Origin of the sequence: Lysobacter yananisis, assembly GCF_031199375.1 — a bacterium.
Taxonomy (GTDB): Bacteria; Pseudomonadota; Gammaproteobacteria; order Xanthomonadales; family Xanthomonadaceae; genus Lysobacter; species Lysobacter yananisis.
The window spans coordinates 3,121,209-3,137,946 of record NZ_CP133568.1; the positions used below are offsets into that span (position 1 = coordinate 3,121,209).

At 71.5% G+C, this 16,738-nt stretch carries 10 protein-coding genes and 1 pseudogene; 9 read left to right on the forward strand and 2 right to left on the reverse strand.

Annotated elements, in window-relative coordinates; genetic code table 11:
- Positions 1 to 150 precede the first annotated feature (150 nt).
- The 9 genes and pseudogenes from RDV84_RS26440 to RDV84_RS13250 form a co-directional block, all read left to right on the forward strand.
- A pseudogene (locus RDV84_RS26440) lies at positions 151 to 2,424 on the forward strand (response regulator); the annotation flags it as partial.
- Positions 2,417 to 4,765, forward strand: coding sequence for a chemotaxis protein CheB (locus RDV84_RS13215; RefSeq protein WP_309150624.1), 2,349 nt, complete (start codon positions 2,417 to 2,419; stop codon positions 4,763 to 4,765). The pseudogene RDV84_RS26440 and the gene RDV84_RS13215, both read left to right, overlap by 8 nt.
- Positions 4,766 to 5,152: 387 nt before the next feature.
- Positions 5,153 to 5,593 (forward strand): chemotaxis protein CheW, encoded by a 441-nt coding sequence (locus RDV84_RS13220; protein WP_123647086.1) that lies wholly within the window; start codon positions 5,153 to 5,155, stop codon positions 5,591 to 5,593.
- Positions 5,590 to 6,708, forward strand: a complete 1,119-nt coding sequence (locus tag RDV84_RS13225) for an acyltransferase family protein (RefSeq protein ID WP_309150625.1) — start codon at positions 5,590 to 5,592, stop codon at positions 6,706 to 6,708. The genes RDV84_RS13220 and RDV84_RS13225 overlap by 4 nt, the downstream gene beginning before the upstream one ends.
- Positions 6,709 to 7,391: 683 nt before the next feature.
- A complete protein-coding gene (locus tag RDV84_RS13230) occupies positions 7,392 to 8,534 on the forward strand; it encodes an OprO/OprP family phosphate-selective porin (RefSeq protein WP_158229858.1) in 1,143 nt (380 codons plus the stop codon).
- 65 nt (positions 8,535 to 8,599) lie between these two features.
- Complete coding sequence (locus tag RDV84_RS13235; protein WP_309150626.1) at positions 8,600 to 10,744, forward strand: ATP-binding protein; 2,145 nt, start codon at positions 8,600 to 8,602, stop codon at positions 10,742 to 10,744.
- A gap of 13 nt (positions 10,745 to 10,757) precedes the next feature.
- On the forward strand, positions 10,758 to 11,126 hold the full coding sequence (locus tag RDV84_RS13240) for a response regulator (protein ID WP_078997588.1): 369 nt from the start codon (positions 10,758 to 10,760) through the stop codon (positions 11,124 to 11,126).
- Positions 11,123 to 11,584 carry a chemotaxis protein CheX gene (locus RDV84_RS13245; RefSeq protein ID WP_057948670.1) on the forward strand — a complete coding sequence of 154 codons (462 nt, stop codon included), beginning with the start codon at positions 11,123 to 11,125 and terminating at the stop codon, positions 11,582 to 11,584. Before RDV84_RS13240 ends, RDV84_RS13245 begins: the two co-directional genes overlap by 4 nt.
- A gap of 948 nt (positions 11,585 to 12,532) precedes the next feature.
- Positions 12,533 to 14,251, forward strand: a complete 1,719-nt coding sequence (locus RDV84_RS13250; RefSeq protein WP_309150627.1) for an ATP-binding protein — start codon at positions 12,533 to 12,535, stop codon at positions 14,249 to 14,251.
- Positions 14,252 to 14,525: 274 nt separating this feature from the next.
- Here the strand turns inward: RDV84_RS13250 and RDV84_RS13255 are convergent, their stop codons facing one another.
- Together RDV84_RS13255 and bioA are read right to left on the reverse strand one after the other, a co-directional pair.
- On the reverse strand, positions 14,526 to 15,263 hold the full coding sequence (locus RDV84_RS13255) for a 16S rRNA (uracil(1498)-N(3))-methyltransferase (protein ID WP_309150628.1): 738 nt from the start codon (positions 15,261 to 15,263) through the stop codon (positions 14,526 to 14,528).
- A complete protein-coding gene (bioA, locus tag RDV84_RS13260) occupies positions 15,260 to 16,654 on the reverse strand; it encodes an adenosylmethionine--8-amino-7-oxononanoate transaminase (RefSeq protein ID WP_309153725.1) in 1,395 nt (464 codons plus the stop codon). Before bioA ends, RDV84_RS13255 begins: the two co-directional genes overlap by 4 nt.
- Positions 16,655 to 16,738: the final 84 nt, after the last annotated feature.

The window sequence follows — 16,738 nt, forward strand, 5'->3', positions numbered from 1 at the left end:
GTGTCCGCCGCGCTGGCCGCGGCGTTCGCCAAGGCCGCCAACGCCGATCCGGATCCGGACCAGGCGCTGGACTTGAGCGAGCTCGATCCCGAACTGGTCGACATCTTCGTCGAAGAAGGCGGCGACCTGCTCGACCACTCCGACGGCCTGCTCGCGCAGTTGCGCGAAACGCCGGGCGAGCGCGAACTGTTGGTCGGCCTGCAGCGCGACCTGCACACGCTCAAGGGCGGCGCGCGCATGGCCGGCATCATGGCCGTGGGCGAACTCGGCCACGTCATGGAGTCGCTGCTGGAATCGGTGGTCGACCACCGCACCGAACTGGGCCGCGACAGCGTGGTCCTGCTCGAGCGCGGCTTCGACCGCCTGCATGCGATGGTCACCCGGGTCGGCCAGCGCAAGGCCATCGCGATGCCGACGGCGTTGATCGCGATGTTCGAGGCGCGTTCGCGCGGCGAACTGAACCTGGGCACGATCGAGGCGCCCGCCGCCGTCGCCGCGCCCGAGCAAGCGACTGTCGACGACACCGGCCTCAAGCCGCTGTCCGCGCCGATCGTCGACGCCGCGCCGCTGGCCGACGACGACGACATCGGCGTGCGCGCCCCGCAGGAGCAGGTGCGCATCCGCGCCGACCTGCTCGACCGCCTGGTCAACTACGCCGGCGAGGTCGCGATCTACCGCGCCCGCCTGGAACAGCAGCTCGGCGCGTTCCGCGGCGCGATCGCGGAAATGGCGCAGACCAACCTGCGCATGCGCGACCAGCTGCGCCGCCTGGAAATCGAAACCGAGGCGCAGATCATCGCGCGCTACCAGCGCGAGGGCGATGCCGGCGAGCATTCCTTCGATCCGCTGGAACTGGACCGCTTCTCGACCCTGCAGCAGCTCTCGCGCGCGCTGTCGGAATCGGCGGCCGACCAGAACAGCCTGCAGATCACCCTCGACGACCTGACCCGCCAGTACGAAACCCTGCTGCTGCAACAGTCGCGCGTCAGCTCGGAGCTGCAGGAAGGCCTCATGCGCACGCGCATGGTGCCGTTCGATACGCTGCTGCCGCGCCTGCGCCGCGTGGTGCGCCAGGCCTCGAGCGAACTCGGCAAGCAGGTCGCGCTGAAGCTGGAAGGCACCCAGGGCGAACTCGACCGCAACGTGCTCGAACGCATGACCGCGCCGCTGGAACACATGCTGCGCAACGCGGTCGCGCACGGCCTGGAAACCCCGGCCAAGCGCCGTTCCGCCGGCAAGGTCGACGAAGGCACGGTACGCATCGCGGTGCGCCGCGAAGGTTCGGAAGTGGTGCTGGAAGTCGCCGACGACGGCGCCGGCCTGGACCGCGCGGCGATCCGCCGCCGCGGCGAGGAACGCGGGCTGGTCCGCAGCGACGCGGTGCTGTCCGACTCCGACCTGGACATGCTGATCCTGGAGCCGGGCTTCTCCACCGCCGACGAGGTCAGCCGCCTGGCCGGCCGCGGCGTCGGCATGGACGTGGTCGCCAGCGAAGTGCGCCAGCTCGGCGGCGCGCTCGACATCCAGTCCACGCCCGGCCAGGGCGTGCGCTTCACCCTGCGCCTGCCGCAGACGCTCGCGGTCACCCAGGCGGTGTTCGTGCGCATCGGCGACACCACCTTCGCCGTGCCGATCGCCTCGGTGCGCGGCGTCGGCCGGCTCTCGCGCGACTTGCTCGACCAGGGCGACGTGGCCTACCGCTACGGCGGCGAGGACTACCACGTGCACGACCTCGGCGTGCTGGTCGGCCACGCGCCGGCCAAGGCCGAAGGCCAGTTGCAGATGCCGTTGCTGCTGATCCGCTCGGGCGACCTGCGCGCGGCGGTGTCGGTGGACCAGGTCGTGGGCAACCGCGAAATCGTGGTCAAGCCGGTCGGCCCGCAGGTGGCCTCGGTGCCGGGCATCTTCGGCGCCACCATCATGGGCGACGGCCGCGTGGTGGTGATCCTCGACGTCGCCCCGCTGGTGCGCCGCCGCACCGCGCAGTTGCTGGACTTCGCCCAGAGCGCGCCGCCGCCGGCGGTGCCGGTCGAGGCGCGCAAGGTGCCGCTGGTGATGGTGGTCGACGATTCGGTCACCATGCGCAAGGTCACCGGCCGCGTGCTGGAGCGCCACAACTTCGAAGTGGTCGCGGCGAAGGACGGCATCGACGCGCTCGAGCGCATGGCCGAGCGCGTGCCCGACCTGATGCTGCTCGACATCGAGATGCCGCGCATGGACGGCTACGAATTGGCCACGCAGATGAAGGCCGATCCGGTCCTGCGCAACGTGCCGATCGTGATGATCACCTCGCGCAGCGGCGAGAAACACCGCCAGCGCGCGTTCGAGATCGGCGTCGAACGCTATCTCGGCAAGCCATACCAGGAGCCGGAATTGATTCGGAACGTGTTCGAACTGTTGGGAATCGCGCGTCACCATGGCTGACGGCGATCGTCGTGTAGTGTTGTTGGCGCGCGCGGGCGTGGCCTGCGAGCGCCTGCGCAATGCGCTGGTCGAGGCCGGCGCGCAGTTGGTCCTGGAAGGCGATCCGACCGTGCTCGACCCCAAGGCGCTGGATGCGGCCGACCCCGACGTGGTCGTGGTCGTGCTCGATCCGGCCGCCGAGGATGCGCTGGACCGGTTCGAGAACCTGCTGGTCGATCCCTCGATCGAAGTGATCTTCGAAGAGGCCGAACTGGCCGCCGCGCGCGAAGGCTGGGACGCGGCGCGCTGGGCGCGCCACCTCACCGCCAAGCTGCATCGCCACGGCGACGTGCTGCCGCCGGGCCGCGAGCCCGAGCAGCCGGCGCCGCCTGCGCTGCAGGCCGAGGGATTCCAGCGGCCGCAGCAGGAAGGCTCGCCGCTGGCGCAGGAACCGTCCGAAACCCAGGCGCCGGCCGCCGGCGACAACGTGCTGGCGTTCGTGCGCCCCGGCGCCGCGCCCGCGCTGGCCGCCGCCGAGTTCGCGCCGGCACCGGCCGAGGTCTCGGTCGATGCGCCGTCGTCGCGCGAGGATGCCGCGGCCGCCGAATACACCCTGGACATCGCCGAGCCGGCGGCCGAATACGTCGAGTTCGACGACGGCGCCGCGCGGGTGCAGTTCGACGCCGCCGAACCCGCGGCCGCGGCGCAGCCGGACCCGGACGCCGCCGGCCTGGATTCGATCGGTTTCGACCAGGGCGCGCTCGATGCGAGCGCGCTCGACTCGACCGCGCTCGACGCGGCCGATCTGGATGCCGCCGATCTGGATGCGGCCGATCTGGACGCGGCCGATCTCGACCCGGCCCGCCTCGACTCGATCGACTTCGAGCCCGCCGGTTTCGAAGCGCCCGCCAGCGAGCCCTCCAGCCACGCCGCTGCTCGCTTCGATGCCGCCGATTTCGGCGAGATCGAGGAAATCGAAGCGGTCGAAGCGCTGCCCGCGTTCGATCCCGGCGACGAACCGCCGCCGGTGCCCGCGGCGCACGCCAGTTTCGATCCTGTTTCGGCCGAATTGCCGGCCGATCCGCTGTCCTTCGGCGGCGAATCGCTGGGCGAGCTCGACCGCGTCGCGCCGACCGGTTCGGCCGGCGACCGCGTGCTGACCGAGCCGCCGCCGCTGCCCGACGAGGCGCGCGAGTTCTTCGCCCGCCAGGCGCTCGGCCCCGGCGACGAATCCATCGGCGCGAGCGCGCCGGCCGCGTCGCGCGACAGCAACGATCTGGAATTCGACTTCTCCAACCTGACCCTGGAAGCCGGCGATTACTCGACCCAGGTGCCGGGCGAAGCGCAGCCGTTCAACGGCCAGCGCCACGACTGGCAGGCCGAAGGCGCCGACGCCGGATTGCCGCCGCTCGACGAGGCCGGTCTGGGCGAGATGGAAATGTGGCGCGCGCCGGCGCCCGGCCAGGTGCAGGAACTGGTCGACCTGGACGCGACGTTCGCCGCGAGTGGCAACGAGGCCGGCGCCGGCCTGGACTTCGACGACGGCAGCGTGCCGCCGCCGTTGCCGCCGGCGACGCCCGCCCGTAGCTTCGACAGCACGCTGGAGTTCGCCAGCGACGAACCCGCGCCGGCGCAGCCCAAGGGTCCCGCCCCGGTCGCGCCGTCGGTGCCGGATTGGTCGTTCGCCGACGAAACCAGCCTGGTCGAAGCCGCGACCGGCCAGAGCGGTGCGCATGCGCCGCCGGGGCCGCGGCACGACCTGGAAGAGATCGAACGGCGCATCTCCGGCCTGGAGCTGGTCGCCGACGGCCCGGCCGAAGCCGACGCCGTCGCCAGCGGCGGCCGCGGCGGCGCGGTGCTGGTGCTGGCCGGCATCGGCGGCCCGGACGCAGTGCGCCAGCTGCTCGGCGCGCTGCCGGACAACTTCGACCGTCCGGTGCTGGTGCAACAGCGCCTGGACGGCGGCCGTTACGACAAGCTGGTGGCGCAGATGCAGCGCGCCACGCCGGTGCTGGTGAAGCTGGCCGAAGCCGGTGCGCGCACCATCGCCGGGGTGATCTACATCCTGCCCGCCGGGATCGGCATCGAGGTCTCCGACAGCGGCATCCAGTTCGCCGAAGGCGGCGAAGTGCTCGAGGTCCTGCCGGCCGGCGACAGCGCGGTACTGTTGTTCAGCGGCGCCGAACCGGCCCAGGTCGACGCGGCGATGGCGCTGGCGGCGAACGGCGCGATGGTCGCCGGACAGGCGCCGGACGGTTGCTACGACGCGGCCGCGGCCAGCGCCGCGATCGCGCGCGGCGCCGGCAGCGGCCAGCCGGCCGAACTGGCGGCGCGGTTGGCGGCGCGCTGGTCGCGCCAGTGATCGCGGGCGCGGGTTTGCGCGCCGGCTGACGGGCGCGCGGATGCGCGGGCCCGGCATCGCCGGCCGCGATCGCCACCGGCGATCCACGCGGGACGCGCGTCCCGCGTTGCGGCCTTCACCGCCGCCGCAGCGATGCGGCGCGCGGGCGACACCCCGGCGGCGCGCGCGCGCCGCTACCGTCCACACGGCTCCGCCCGGCGGAGCTTCAGCCACACGGCCGCGCGCGACGCGGCGAGGAACCGCGCGATGTCCAACGAAACTCCCGATCGCGACGACGCCGCGGCCGACCCGGCCGCCACGAACGAGGTCGCGCAGGCCGTGGCCCACGACGGCGCGCCCGACGACGGCGCGCTCGCCCAGGGCGCCGCCAACGACATCCGCGGGGTCATGATCCAGGTGGCCGGCGCGCGCCTGCTGCTGCCCAACGCCACCATCGCCGAGGTGCTGTCCTACGCGCCGCCGGCGCCGATCGCCAACGCGCCGCGCTGGCTGCTCGGCCAGATCCGCTGGCGCGGCTGGAGCCTGCCGATGATCGCCTTCGGCGAACTGTCGGGTCTGGCGCGCGAACCCGGCGGCCTGGGCAGCAAGGTGGTCGTGCTCAAGGCGCTCAGCGCCGCCTCGCGCCTGCCGTACTTCGCGATGCTGACCCAGGGCTTCCCGCGCCTGGTCACCGTGTCCGCGTCCGGCCTGTACCTGCAGAGCCGCGAGGACGAAGCGCTGCCGCTGGGCGTGCAGGCGCGGGTGCGGCTCAACGACGACGCCGCGCTGCTGCCGGATCTGGAAGCGGTCGAGGCGATGATCGGCGAAGCCCTCGCGCAAGCCGCGTGAGCGCGGCGCCGGCGCAGGGCCCGGCGTCCGCCGCCGCGCCGCGCGCGCCGTCGCCCAAACGCTACGCCTCGGTCGACGCCCTGCGCGGGCTGACCGTCGCGGCGATGCTGCTGGTCAACGATCCCGGCGACTGGAGCCACGTCTACGCGCCGCTGCTGCATTCGGACTGGCACGGCTTCACTCCGACCGACCTGGTCTTCCCGATGTTCTTGTTCATCGTCGGCGTGTCGATCGCACTGGCGATGCTGCCGCGTCTCGACGCCGGCACGCCGAGGCCGGCGCTGCTGCGACCGGCGCTGTGGCGCGCGCTGCGCATCTTCGGCCTGGGCCTGCTGCTGCACCTGATCGCGATGTGGGTCGTCGATCGCGAGTTCCTGCGCGTGCCCGGCGTGCTGCAACGCATCGGCCTGTGCTTCGCCGCGGCCGCGTGCATCGCCCTGTACCTGCCGGCGCGCGCGCAATGGGCGTTGTGGGGCGCGCTGCTGTTGGGCTATTTCGGCCTGCTCGCCGCGGGCGGCAGCTACGAACCGTTCGTCAACATCGCCAGCCGCATCGATTTCGCGATCTTCGGCGCGCACGTCTACCAGATCGACCCCGCCAGCGGCCGCGGCCACGATCCGGAAGGACTGGTCTCCACGCTCGGCGCGCTCGCGACCACGCTGCTCGGTTTGCGCGCCGGCGATTGGCTGCGCCGCGGCCGGATGCGCGCGTTGTGGGTCGCCGGCGCGATCTGCCTCGGCGCGGGCTGGGCGCTCGGCCTGCTGCAGCCGATCAACAAGAACCTGTGGACGCCCGCCTACGTGCTGTGGGCCGGCGGCTGGTCGTGCTGGATCCTGGCGCTGTGCCACGTGCTGGTCGACCGCAGGGGCTGGCCGCCGCTGGGGCGCGCGTTCGGCGTCAACGCCATCGCCGCGTACGCCGGTTCGGCGCTGCTGCTGTACCTGCTGATGGCGCTGGGCTGGCTGGAGCCGCTCTACCGCCACGGCTTCGCCGACTGGATGACGCCGCGGTTCGGCCCCTACCTGCCGTCGCTGGCGTTCGCGCTCGCGTTCGTCGCGCTGTGGTGGCTGGTGGTGCGCGCGCTGGATGCGCGGCGGATCTACTTCAAGATCTAGGCCGCGCGCCTCGCCGCAGCCTGCGGCGAATCTACTGATCGCGAGTGCCCTAAGGCGAGCAATCGGGCACGGAAGCCCGCGCTCAAGATGAACGCTGAGTGATGTTCGTCACGCTTTGGTTGTCGCTGCAACCATTGCCGAGAGATTTTTTCGCTCGAACACGTCCTAACCGCTTTCGCGTGCCGGGCGGCGGATTCGTGGGTGCCGCATACGCTGCGGCCGCGTTGGGCCCGTGTGCCACGGCGCCGTGGCGGTGTCCGGCATCGATGCGGTGGCGCATTGAGGCTCGGCCTTTTTTCGCGCGCTCGACCGCACGCCGCAGTATGCAAGTCCGACGCGACGCCGCCGCTGTGCCGATGGCACCACGCATGCCGTACGCGCACGCGTAAACGATGCCAACCCTGCGTATCCGCAGCGCATCGCGATTTTTTCCTGCTGGACAAGGCGTTTTCGTCTCGCTATCGAAGACCCGCAAGCAAATGTCTCGCGATGCGACGGGGAGCACGGAACGCATCGCGAAACACAGGGGGCAAGGGGAGGGGGAGCGGCACGGCGACGGCGCACAGGCGACGGACGTCGGCCGCACCGTGCGAAAGGCGCCGCGTCGATCCGGTCGACGCGGCGCCCGACGCGATCGTTCCAGCCCGCCGGCTTCGATTTCCAGTTACGGCCCGGGAGGCTGCATGCGATTCGAACGAGTGTGTTGGGGCGCGCTGTCGTGGTTGGCGCTATCGCCCGCGTGGGCCGCCGACGGCGGCTACAGCGTGCTGGGCGACTGGCCGGTCAAGGTGGTGAGCGAATCCGGGATCGAAGCCGGGCTCAAGGGCAATTTCAGCTACGACGTCGCGCGCTTCGACGGTGCGCCCGGCTTCGCCGACGGCGACGCCTGGCGCCGCCAGGAACTCAACGCCTACGTGCGCAAGCCGGGCGTGTTCGAGCTGACCCTGGGCTACGACCTGCACAACGAGGTCTGGCTCGACAACTTCGTGCGCGTCTCCGGCGCCGCCGGCGACCTGCGCATCGGCCAGTTCAAGACTCCGGTGGGCTACGAGGAAAGCGCGGTCGGCACCACCGCGACCACGTTCATGGAGCGCGCGCTGCCGGTGACCGCGTTCTACGCCGGCCGCCGCCTCGGCGTGGACTGGACGTACGAGAAGATCCCGAACTGGTATCTCAACGCCGCCGTCCAGGCGGGCGGCGATCTGCTCGGCGACAACCACGGGCGCACCCTCGGCGCGCGCGCGGTGTTCAATCCGGTCAAGGACGACGCCCAGGTGTTGCACCTGGGCCTGTCGGCCTCCAACGAGAAGCGCGACGACGACACCCTGCGCCTGCAGGTGCGCCCGGAAGCGTTCCTGACCGCGCGCCGGCTGGTCGACACCGGTGCGTTGAACCGGGTCGAAGGCATTTCGCGGTACGGGCTGGAAGCGATCTGGCAGCGCGGCCCGCTGCTGCTGCAGAGCGAATACCTGCGCATCGGCGTCGACCGCTACGGCGTGGCCGACTACAGCGCCGACGGTTACTACCTCGCCGCCTCGTGGGTGGCGACCGGCGAGAAGCGCGGCTACAAGAGCGGCGCGTTCGGCAACGTCAAGCCGAGCCGCGCCTGGGGCGCGGTGGAACTGGCCGCGCGTTATTCGCGCATCGATCTCGACGACGCCGGCGTCGCCCTCGGCGGCCGCCAGAGCGACTGGACCTTCGGCGCCAACTGGTACATCGGCCAGCACTTCAGGCTGCAGTTCAACTACGTGTGGACCGACGCGGCGCGGCGCGGCGTCGAGCTGGATCCGGAAATCGCGCAGTTGCGCGCACAAGTCTATTTCTGAGCCGACGGGGAGTCGCGCGCTATCGCGCCGGCTCCGCCGACGCGCATTCACAGGGGGATGAGGCTATGAAAGACAAGAATGCTGACAGCTTCTGGAAGCGTTATTCGGCGTTGCTGGCCGCGCTCGCGGTATCGCTGCTGATCGCGGCGGTGATGACGGTGCTGAGCGTGCGCCTGGGCGAGCGCATCGGCCAGGGCGTGGTGATCCGCGACGTCGGCGGCAAGCAGCGTACCGCGTCGCAGATCGGTTTGCGCGTGATGCTGGAAATGGAGCGCGATCTGCGCAACGGCGAGGTTCCTTCGCCCGACCTGATGAAGGAACTGCGCGACAGGACCACGCGCATCAACAACACGATCAACGCCTTCTACAAGGGCGGTACGATCCCGGAAGAGAAGGGCAAGAAGCCGCTGGAGCCCGATGGATTCTCCGACGAGATCGTCAGGACCAACCAGGAGATCGACAAGATCTGGCGGCCTTACAACGAACGCATCCAGCGCGTGCTCGCAGCGCCGGCCCCGGATCCGGCGCTGCTCGCCGAGGCGATCAGCTACGGCCGCACCGCGATCGTCGAACTGCAGAGCAAGTTCACCACCCTGGTCGACAAGACCCAGACCCAGAACGAAGTCGACAGCCACGACTTGACCCTGGTCCAGAACGTGGGCGCGGGCCTGCTGCTGCTGAACTTCCTGTTCACCATCTTCGTCGCCCTGGGCCGCCTGCGCGCTGGCGACCGCGCGGTCGCCCAGTCGCACAAGCAGACCGACGACATCCTGGCGACGGTGAAGGAAGGCCTGTTCCTGGTGTCCAGCGACTTTTCCATCGGCGCGCAGATGTCGCGGGCGTTGCCGGAGGTCATGCAGCGCCGGATCGAGCCGGGCATGAGCCTGATCGAAGTGCTGCGCCCGATGGTCGCGGCCTCGACCCTGGAAGCCACCCGAGACTACCTCGGCCTGCTGTTCGGCAAGCGGGTCAAGGAAAACCTGGTCGCCAGCCTCAACCCGCTGTCGGAAGTGCCGGTGGCCGGCGGCAGCGACGGACGCGGCCAGGCCCAGCCGCGCTACCTCAATTTCCAGTTCAACCGCGTGCAGGAAGGCGAGGGCACCGTGCACTTGCTGGTGACGGTGTCGGATGCGACCGAACGGGTGCGCCTGACCCAGGAAATCGCCGCCGCCAAGACCCGCACCCGCGAGGAGATGGAAAGCCTGTTGCGCGTGCTCAGCCGCGATTCGGCCGAGGTGCGCTTCTTCCTGCACCGCATCGGCGTGGTGCTCGAACGCATCAACGACGATCTGCGCCAGGCCGCGGCGCGCCGCGGCGGCACCGACTACCTGGAACTGGTGCATGCGATCTTCCGCGACGTGCATTCGCTCAAGAGCGAGGCGGCGGCGCTGAATCTGGAGATGCTGGAGGCGCTGGCGCACAACTTCGAGGTCGACTTGATCGGCCTGCGCGACCGCGGCGAGGTCGAGGGTTCCGACATGGTCAAGATGACCGTGCACCTGGACGACATGTTCGAGTGCGCGGCGACGATCCGCGAGTTCCTCGACCGCATCGGCGGCGACGCCGCGCGCGCGCCGGCCGCGACGACGCCGGCGCAGCGCCTGGTCGAAGGCTGGAGCGGGCTGGCCGAACGCATCGCCCACGACCAGGGCAAGCAAGTGCGGTTGCAGATGCAGCTCGAGGGCCTGGAACGGGTGCCGGCGGAAACCCTTACCGCCTTGCGCGCGATCGGCCTGCAACTGCTGCGCAACGCGGTGGCGCACGGGATCGAGCCCGCGCAGGAGCGCGCCGCGCTGGGCAAGCCGGCGGCCGGGGCGATCGCCTTCCGCAGCGCCGACGCCGGCAGCCGCCAGATCGAGCTCAGCGTGCGCGACGACGGCCGCGGCATCGACGTGGCGCGGGTGCGCGCGGCGCTGGCGGCGTCGGGGCGCTACACCCAGGAGCAGATCGAAGCGCTGAGCGACCGCGACGCGATGATGAAGATCTTCGAGCCCGGCGTGTCGACCGCGGCCGACGGCGGCGACCGCGACGCCGGCCACGGCGTCGGCATGGATGTGGTGATGAAGCAGGTGCGGGCGATGGCCGGGACCATTTCCATGTCGACCAAGGTCGGCGCCTACACCGAGTTCCGCATCCGCCTGCCGGTGGCCGAGGCCAAGCCGGCGCCGGCCGCCGCCGCCGACGGCGGCGACTTCCAGCTGACTTTCTGACCGGGAGAACTTGATGAAACTGCTGATCGTCGACGACTCCAACGTAATCCGCCAACGCATCGCGCGACTGGCGGGCGATGCGCGGCTGCCGAACCTGGAGATCGTCGGCCAGGCCCGCAACGGCGCCGAGGCGCTGAGCCTGTTCGTGCGCCACCGCCCCAACGTGGTGACCATGGACTTGACCATGCCGGAGCTGGGCGGCGTGGAATGCACCGAACAGATCGTCGCCATCGACGACAACGTCAACATCCTGGTGGTGTCGGCGCTGAGCGACAAATCCACCGCGATCACCGCGCTCAAGAAAGGCGCGCGCGGATTCCTCTACAAACCTTTCACCGAAGACCAACTGGTCGAGGCCCTGCTGGAGATGCTGCCTACATGAGCGACCTCAACGAAACCGAGATCAAGGTCTTCATCGACGCGGTCACCAACTACTTCAACCAGCTGACCCAGGAACCGGCGAACGTGCGCGGCGCGTTCCTCGACGACAACGGCGGCACCGCTCCGGTGTTCGACTACAGCGGCCAGATCGCGGTCAGCGGCCAGTTCCGCGGCACCATCACCGTGTCGGCGCCGCGGGCGATGATCCGCCACCTGCTGCTGGCGCTCAACGAGAGCGACCAGTCCGACGCCAACCTGCGCGACACCATCGGCGAGCTGGCCAACACCCTGGCCGGCAACGCGCGCAAGCACTTCGGCGGCGAAATGGAGATTTCGGTGCCGCGCACCGCGGCCGGCGCGATCGGCGGCTCCGGCTCGCGCAAGCGGCCCTACGTGATCATGGTGAGCTGGAAGACCTACAGCGCTTCGCTGGTGGTGGATATCGAGCGGCTGGAATAAGCCGCGGGCGGTTTCGCGGAGCCGGCTCCGGCCGCACACCCGTCGGCGGGTGGAATCCCCCCTGATGCGCCGCGTCGAACGGGGTTGGAACGTGCGGTGCGGTCGGGGCCGGTCTTCGCGATCTGAAGCGGGCGCGGCGAGCGCTTTGGTGGACTGCGTCGCGGCGGTGGCGCCGCGGCGATGGACGTCGCAGCGGGAGAGCGGCTGCGGCGGCGCTCGCGTCCGCCGCGCCGCCGTCGCGCGGTCGCCGCGGCGCGAAAGGAGCAGGCGATGAGCGAACATGCGAACGATCCCGAGGGCGGCTCGCGGCCGCCGCTGGCGGCCTTCGCCGTCGCCGCGCTCGGGCTGGCGCTGACGGCGGCGGCGCTGACGGCGTACTCGGCCGAGGGCCTGGCGGGCGCGGTGCGGTTGGCGTCGGTGCGTTACAGCCTGGGACTGGCCGCGCTCGCCGGCGCGGCCGTGACGGTCGGTGCGGTCGCGTTCCTGGCGCTGGGGCCGTTGCGCCGGCAGCGCGAAGAGCAGGCCGAACGGGCGCAATGGCGCGCGCGTTGCGAAGACCTGCTGCACGCCTTTCCCGATGGCGTGTGCCTGATCGATGCGGATTTCATCGTACGCGAACCGGTGTCGCCGTCGCTGTCCGCGGCGCTGCGGTGCAAGCTGTGGCCGGGCATGGATCTGGTCGAGACGCTGCGGCCGCTGCTCGCCGCCGAGACCGTCGAGGCCCTGCGCGCGTACCTGCGCCAGTGTTTCGCGGCGCGCGCCGGCGCGTCCGCGCCCGGGCGCAACCCGCTGCAGGAGGCGACGTTTCCGGGGCCGCCGTCGCGGCCATCGCAATGGGGGTTCCGCTTCGAACCGGTGCGCCACGGCGAACGCGTCGCTTACCTGTTGGTGATCGCGACCGACATCGGCGAGCGCCAGCGCATCGCCCGCGAACTGGCCGGCGCGCGGATGCGCCTGCGCGCGCAGATCGACGGCTTGCTGCGCGCCTGTTTGCGCGACGGGTTGCAGATCCGCAGCTGCCTCGGTCACGCCGACGCCGCGCTGGAACGCGCGCGCGTGCGCCTGCCGCGCCTGTGCGCCGCCGTCGGCGCGGCGGAACGCGAGGCCTCGCTGCGCAGCCTGTTGCAGGAGGCGCGCACGATCAAGCACGAAGCCGCCGAGATCGAACTGGAGCTGCTGGAGACGCCGGCCCACCACCTGGAGTTGGATCTGCTCGACCTGCTCGAAAGCGCGGCCGCGGCGCGAGCCGGCGACGAGGGCGCGCGCCTGACCGGGCACCTGGAACTGTTGGTCGAGCGCATCGCGATGGTGCGCGATTTCGTGGTCGGCCTCGACGCGCGCGCCGCGCGCAAGAATGCCGAGGAACGCACGGGCGAAGCCGGTGGCGAGCGCGCGCACGGCGGTGCAGTGGACGGCGGCGCAGGCAGCGCCGCGGGCGGCGCGGCGCTCGCCCGGCCGGCGCCGAGGACGGCCGCGGCGCTGCCTGCGCCGACAGCGCCGGCGGCGGTAGCCGAACCTGGGCCGGCGGCCGCGTTCGTGGCACGTCTGCGTCGGCCCGCCGACGAACCGGGATCGCAGGCGGTCGCGCACGATGCACGTGTGGCGGCCGCGACGACGGCGTCGGCATCGGCGGTCGCTACGGCGGACGTGGCGAAGGCCGACACGACGCCGGCGACCGGGCGGATGCCGACGACGGACGCCCCCGCCCTCGCGATGCGGCCAAGCGCAGCCGCGCCGACAACGGCGACGCCGCGGCCTGCGTCCGCGCCGGCCGCCGGGATCGCGCCGGCGCCGGTCGCTGAACGCAAGATCGCCGCACCGGTTCCTGTTTCGATCTCGCCGCCGCCTGCACGGCTTGCCGATGCGGCCATCGCTGCGCTGGTGCTTTCGCCGCAGCGCAGCGAAGCAGCGCAAATGCGCGCGCACGTTTCGAATCGCAGCGGCAATCGCGATGCGAGCGGGCCGAACAATATCGGGCCTGAAGGCCCTCCCGCATCGCCATCCATGTCCATGGACGCGCTCGCCGCCGCTTCGACCGATGCCGCCGATCCGTTCGCGCTGGTGCCGTTGCTGGCTTTGTCGGGCGACGGCGAGGCCGCGCTGCCGGCCGACCGGGCCGCCTTCGTCGATTGGGCCGCGCTGGCGCGGCGCCTCGCCGGCGAACAGGGCAAGGCGGTGCGGGTGGAGGCCGTGCTCGATCCGTTCCCGCGCCTACCGCCGGAGCGGGCGGCGATGCTGCGCGATGTCGGCATGGAACTGGTCGCCAACGCGGTGCTGCACGGGATCGAGCCGATGTCGGCGCGGCGCCGGCTCGGCAAGGACCCGGTCGGCGCGGTCCGCCTGACGTTGGGCTTCGACGAACGCGAGGGTTGGCTGTTTTGCGTGCGCGACGACGGTCGCGGCGTCGACTTGGCGCGGCTGCGCGACGCGCTGGTCCGCAGCGGCGCCTGCACGCCGGCCGAAGCGGCGCGGCTGAGCGAACGCGAGGCGATCGTGAAAGTATTCGAACCCGGCGTCACCACGGCGATGCAGGCCGAGGGCGCGCGCGGGCACGGCCTGGGACTGCCGAACGCGGTCGAGCGGCTGCGCGGCCTGCAGGCGAGGGTGTCGCTGGTGACCGTGCCGGGGCGTTCGACCGAGGTGCGGATCGCGTGGCCGCCGGGGTGAGGTTCGCGGAGAGCTGAGCGAAGAGCGTCGGGCCTGAAGGCCCTCCCACCAAGCGATACTCGCGTCCACGGGGCGGTGCCGCGCCCAGCGACGACCTCAAGGCCCAATGCTTCGTGGGCCTTCGAGTTACATGCGTTCGTGGCGGGCCCAAAGGCCCTCCCACCATGCAGCCATCCAGCCCGCAGGCGCGGCCGAGCCCAGCGACGAGCTGACGTCCCACGCTTGGTGGGAGGGCCTTCAGGCCCGACGCTTTCCTGTCAGCCGCGACAGCCCCTCAAGCCAGATCGCCGAACCGCGCCTGCAACGCCGCGATCGCCGCCAGCCCCGCGGTCTCGGTGCGCAGGATCCGCGGCCCCAGGCGCAAGCCCTGGAACCCCGCGGCGCGCAATTGTTCGCGGTCGAGCGGCGACCAGCCGCCTTCCGGCCCGATCGCCAGCAGCACCGGCGCGGCCGCGTCCGCCTGCAGGGTCGAGAACGCCAGTTCGCCGTCCGGGTCGAGGATCAGCCGCAGTCCGCCCGGCGCCAGCGCCGTCAACGCCGCCGCCAGCGCCAGCGGCGCGGCCACCTCGGGCACCGCCGCGCGCCCGCTCTGCTCGCAGGCCGAGGCGACCACGCTGCGCCAGTGCGCCAGGCGCTTGTCGGCGCGCGCGGCGTCGAGCTTGACCTCGCTGCGTTGCGACCACAGCGGATGGAACGCGCTCGCGCCCAGTTCGGTCGCCTTCTGCAGGATCAGGTCCATCTTCTCGCCGCGCGCCACGCCCTGCAGCAGCACCAGCCGCAGCGGCGATTCGCGCGCGATCTCGTGCGCCGAGTCGATCGCCACCCGCACCTCGCGCTTGCCGATCACGCTGATCCGGCCGTGGTAATCGCGCCCGTCGCCGTTGAACAGCACGCAGGCGTCGCCGACTTCGTGGCGCAGCACCCGCGCCAGGTGGGTGGCCGGGCCTTCCGGCAACGCCACCTCGCGCCCGGGCGCCAGATCGGTTTCGACGTGCACGCGGGTCAGTCTCATGCGTCGGCCTCGGCGATGGCGTGGTCGATGGCCTCGCGCGTGGTCCGCGCGAGCAGTTGCAGGGCGTCTTCGTCGACGCAGTACGGCGGCATCCAGTACAGCACGTCGCCAAGCGGGCGCAGCAGCACGCCGCGCTGCAGCGCGGCGCGGTAGGCGCGCAGGCCGATACGCGCGGCCGGATCGAACGGCGTGCGCTTGTCGCCGCCGCGGGTCAGTTCGAACGCGACGATCATCCCGGCCTGGCGCAGTTCGGCCACGTGCGCGTGCGCGCCCAGCGGCGCGGCCAGTTCGGCCATGCGCGCGCCGGTGGCGCGGTTGCGCGCGATCACATCGTCTTCGGCGAAGATCGACAGGCTCGCCAGCGCCGCCGCGCACGCCAGCGGGTTGCCGGTGTAGCTGTGCGAATGCAGGAACGCGCGTTCGCGCGAGTCGTCGAGGAAGCCGTCGTAGATGGATTGGGTCGCCAGCACCGCCGCCAGCGGCAGCGAGCCGCCGGTCAGGCCCTTGGACAGGCACAGCAGGTCGGGCATGACCCCGGCCTGCTCGCTGGCGAACATCGTGCCGGTGCGGCCGAAGCCGACCGCGATTTCGTCGGCGATCAGGAACACGCCGTGTTCGTCGCAGATCTCGCGCGCCAGCCGCAGGTATTCGGGATCGTGCATGCGCATGCCGCCGGCGCACTGCACGCGCGGCTCCAGGATCATCGCGCAGACCTGTCCGGCATGGCGTTCGAGCAGTTCGCGCAAAGCCTGGGCGGCCTGGCGCGCGCGCTCGGCCGGGCTCTGGCCCGGTTCGCACTCGTAGGCGTCGGGCGAGGGCGCGAACAGCGACTCGATCAGCAAAGGCGCGTAGACGCGCCGGTACAGCGGGATGTCGCCGACCGCCAGCGCGCCGAGGGTTTCGCCGTGGTAGCCGTTCTCCAGGGCGACGAATTTGGTCCGGCGGTCCTCGCCGCGGTTGCGGAACCAGTGGAACGCCATCTTCAGCGCCACCTCGACCCCGGCCGAGCCGTTGTCGGCGTAGAACACCTTGGCCAGCGGCGCGCGCCCGGCCTGGCGCGGGGCGATGGCGAGCAGGCGTTCGGCCAGTTCCACCGCAGGCGGGTGCGAGACGCCGGCCAGGATCACGTGTTCCAGGGTCCGCGCCTGCTCGGCGATGGCCGCGGCGATGCGCGGCTCGGCGTGGCCGAAGATATTGGTCCACCAACTGGAAATCGCGTCCAGGTAGCGGTGGCCGTCCTGGCCGATCAGCCAGGGCCCGCGGCCGCTGGCGACCGGCAGCAAGGGCAAGGTGTGCGGGTGTTCGCGCATTTGCGTGCACGGGTGCCACAGCACGTTCAAGTCGCGTTCGCGCCAGGCGTCCGCCGCAGCGTTGCCGGGCTCTGCTAGCATCTGGGGGTCGTGAGTGATCTCTCGCATCCTCCCATTATCGTGCCTTTTCGCCTTCCGCTCATCGCGCGCCCGTGCGCGCCGTCC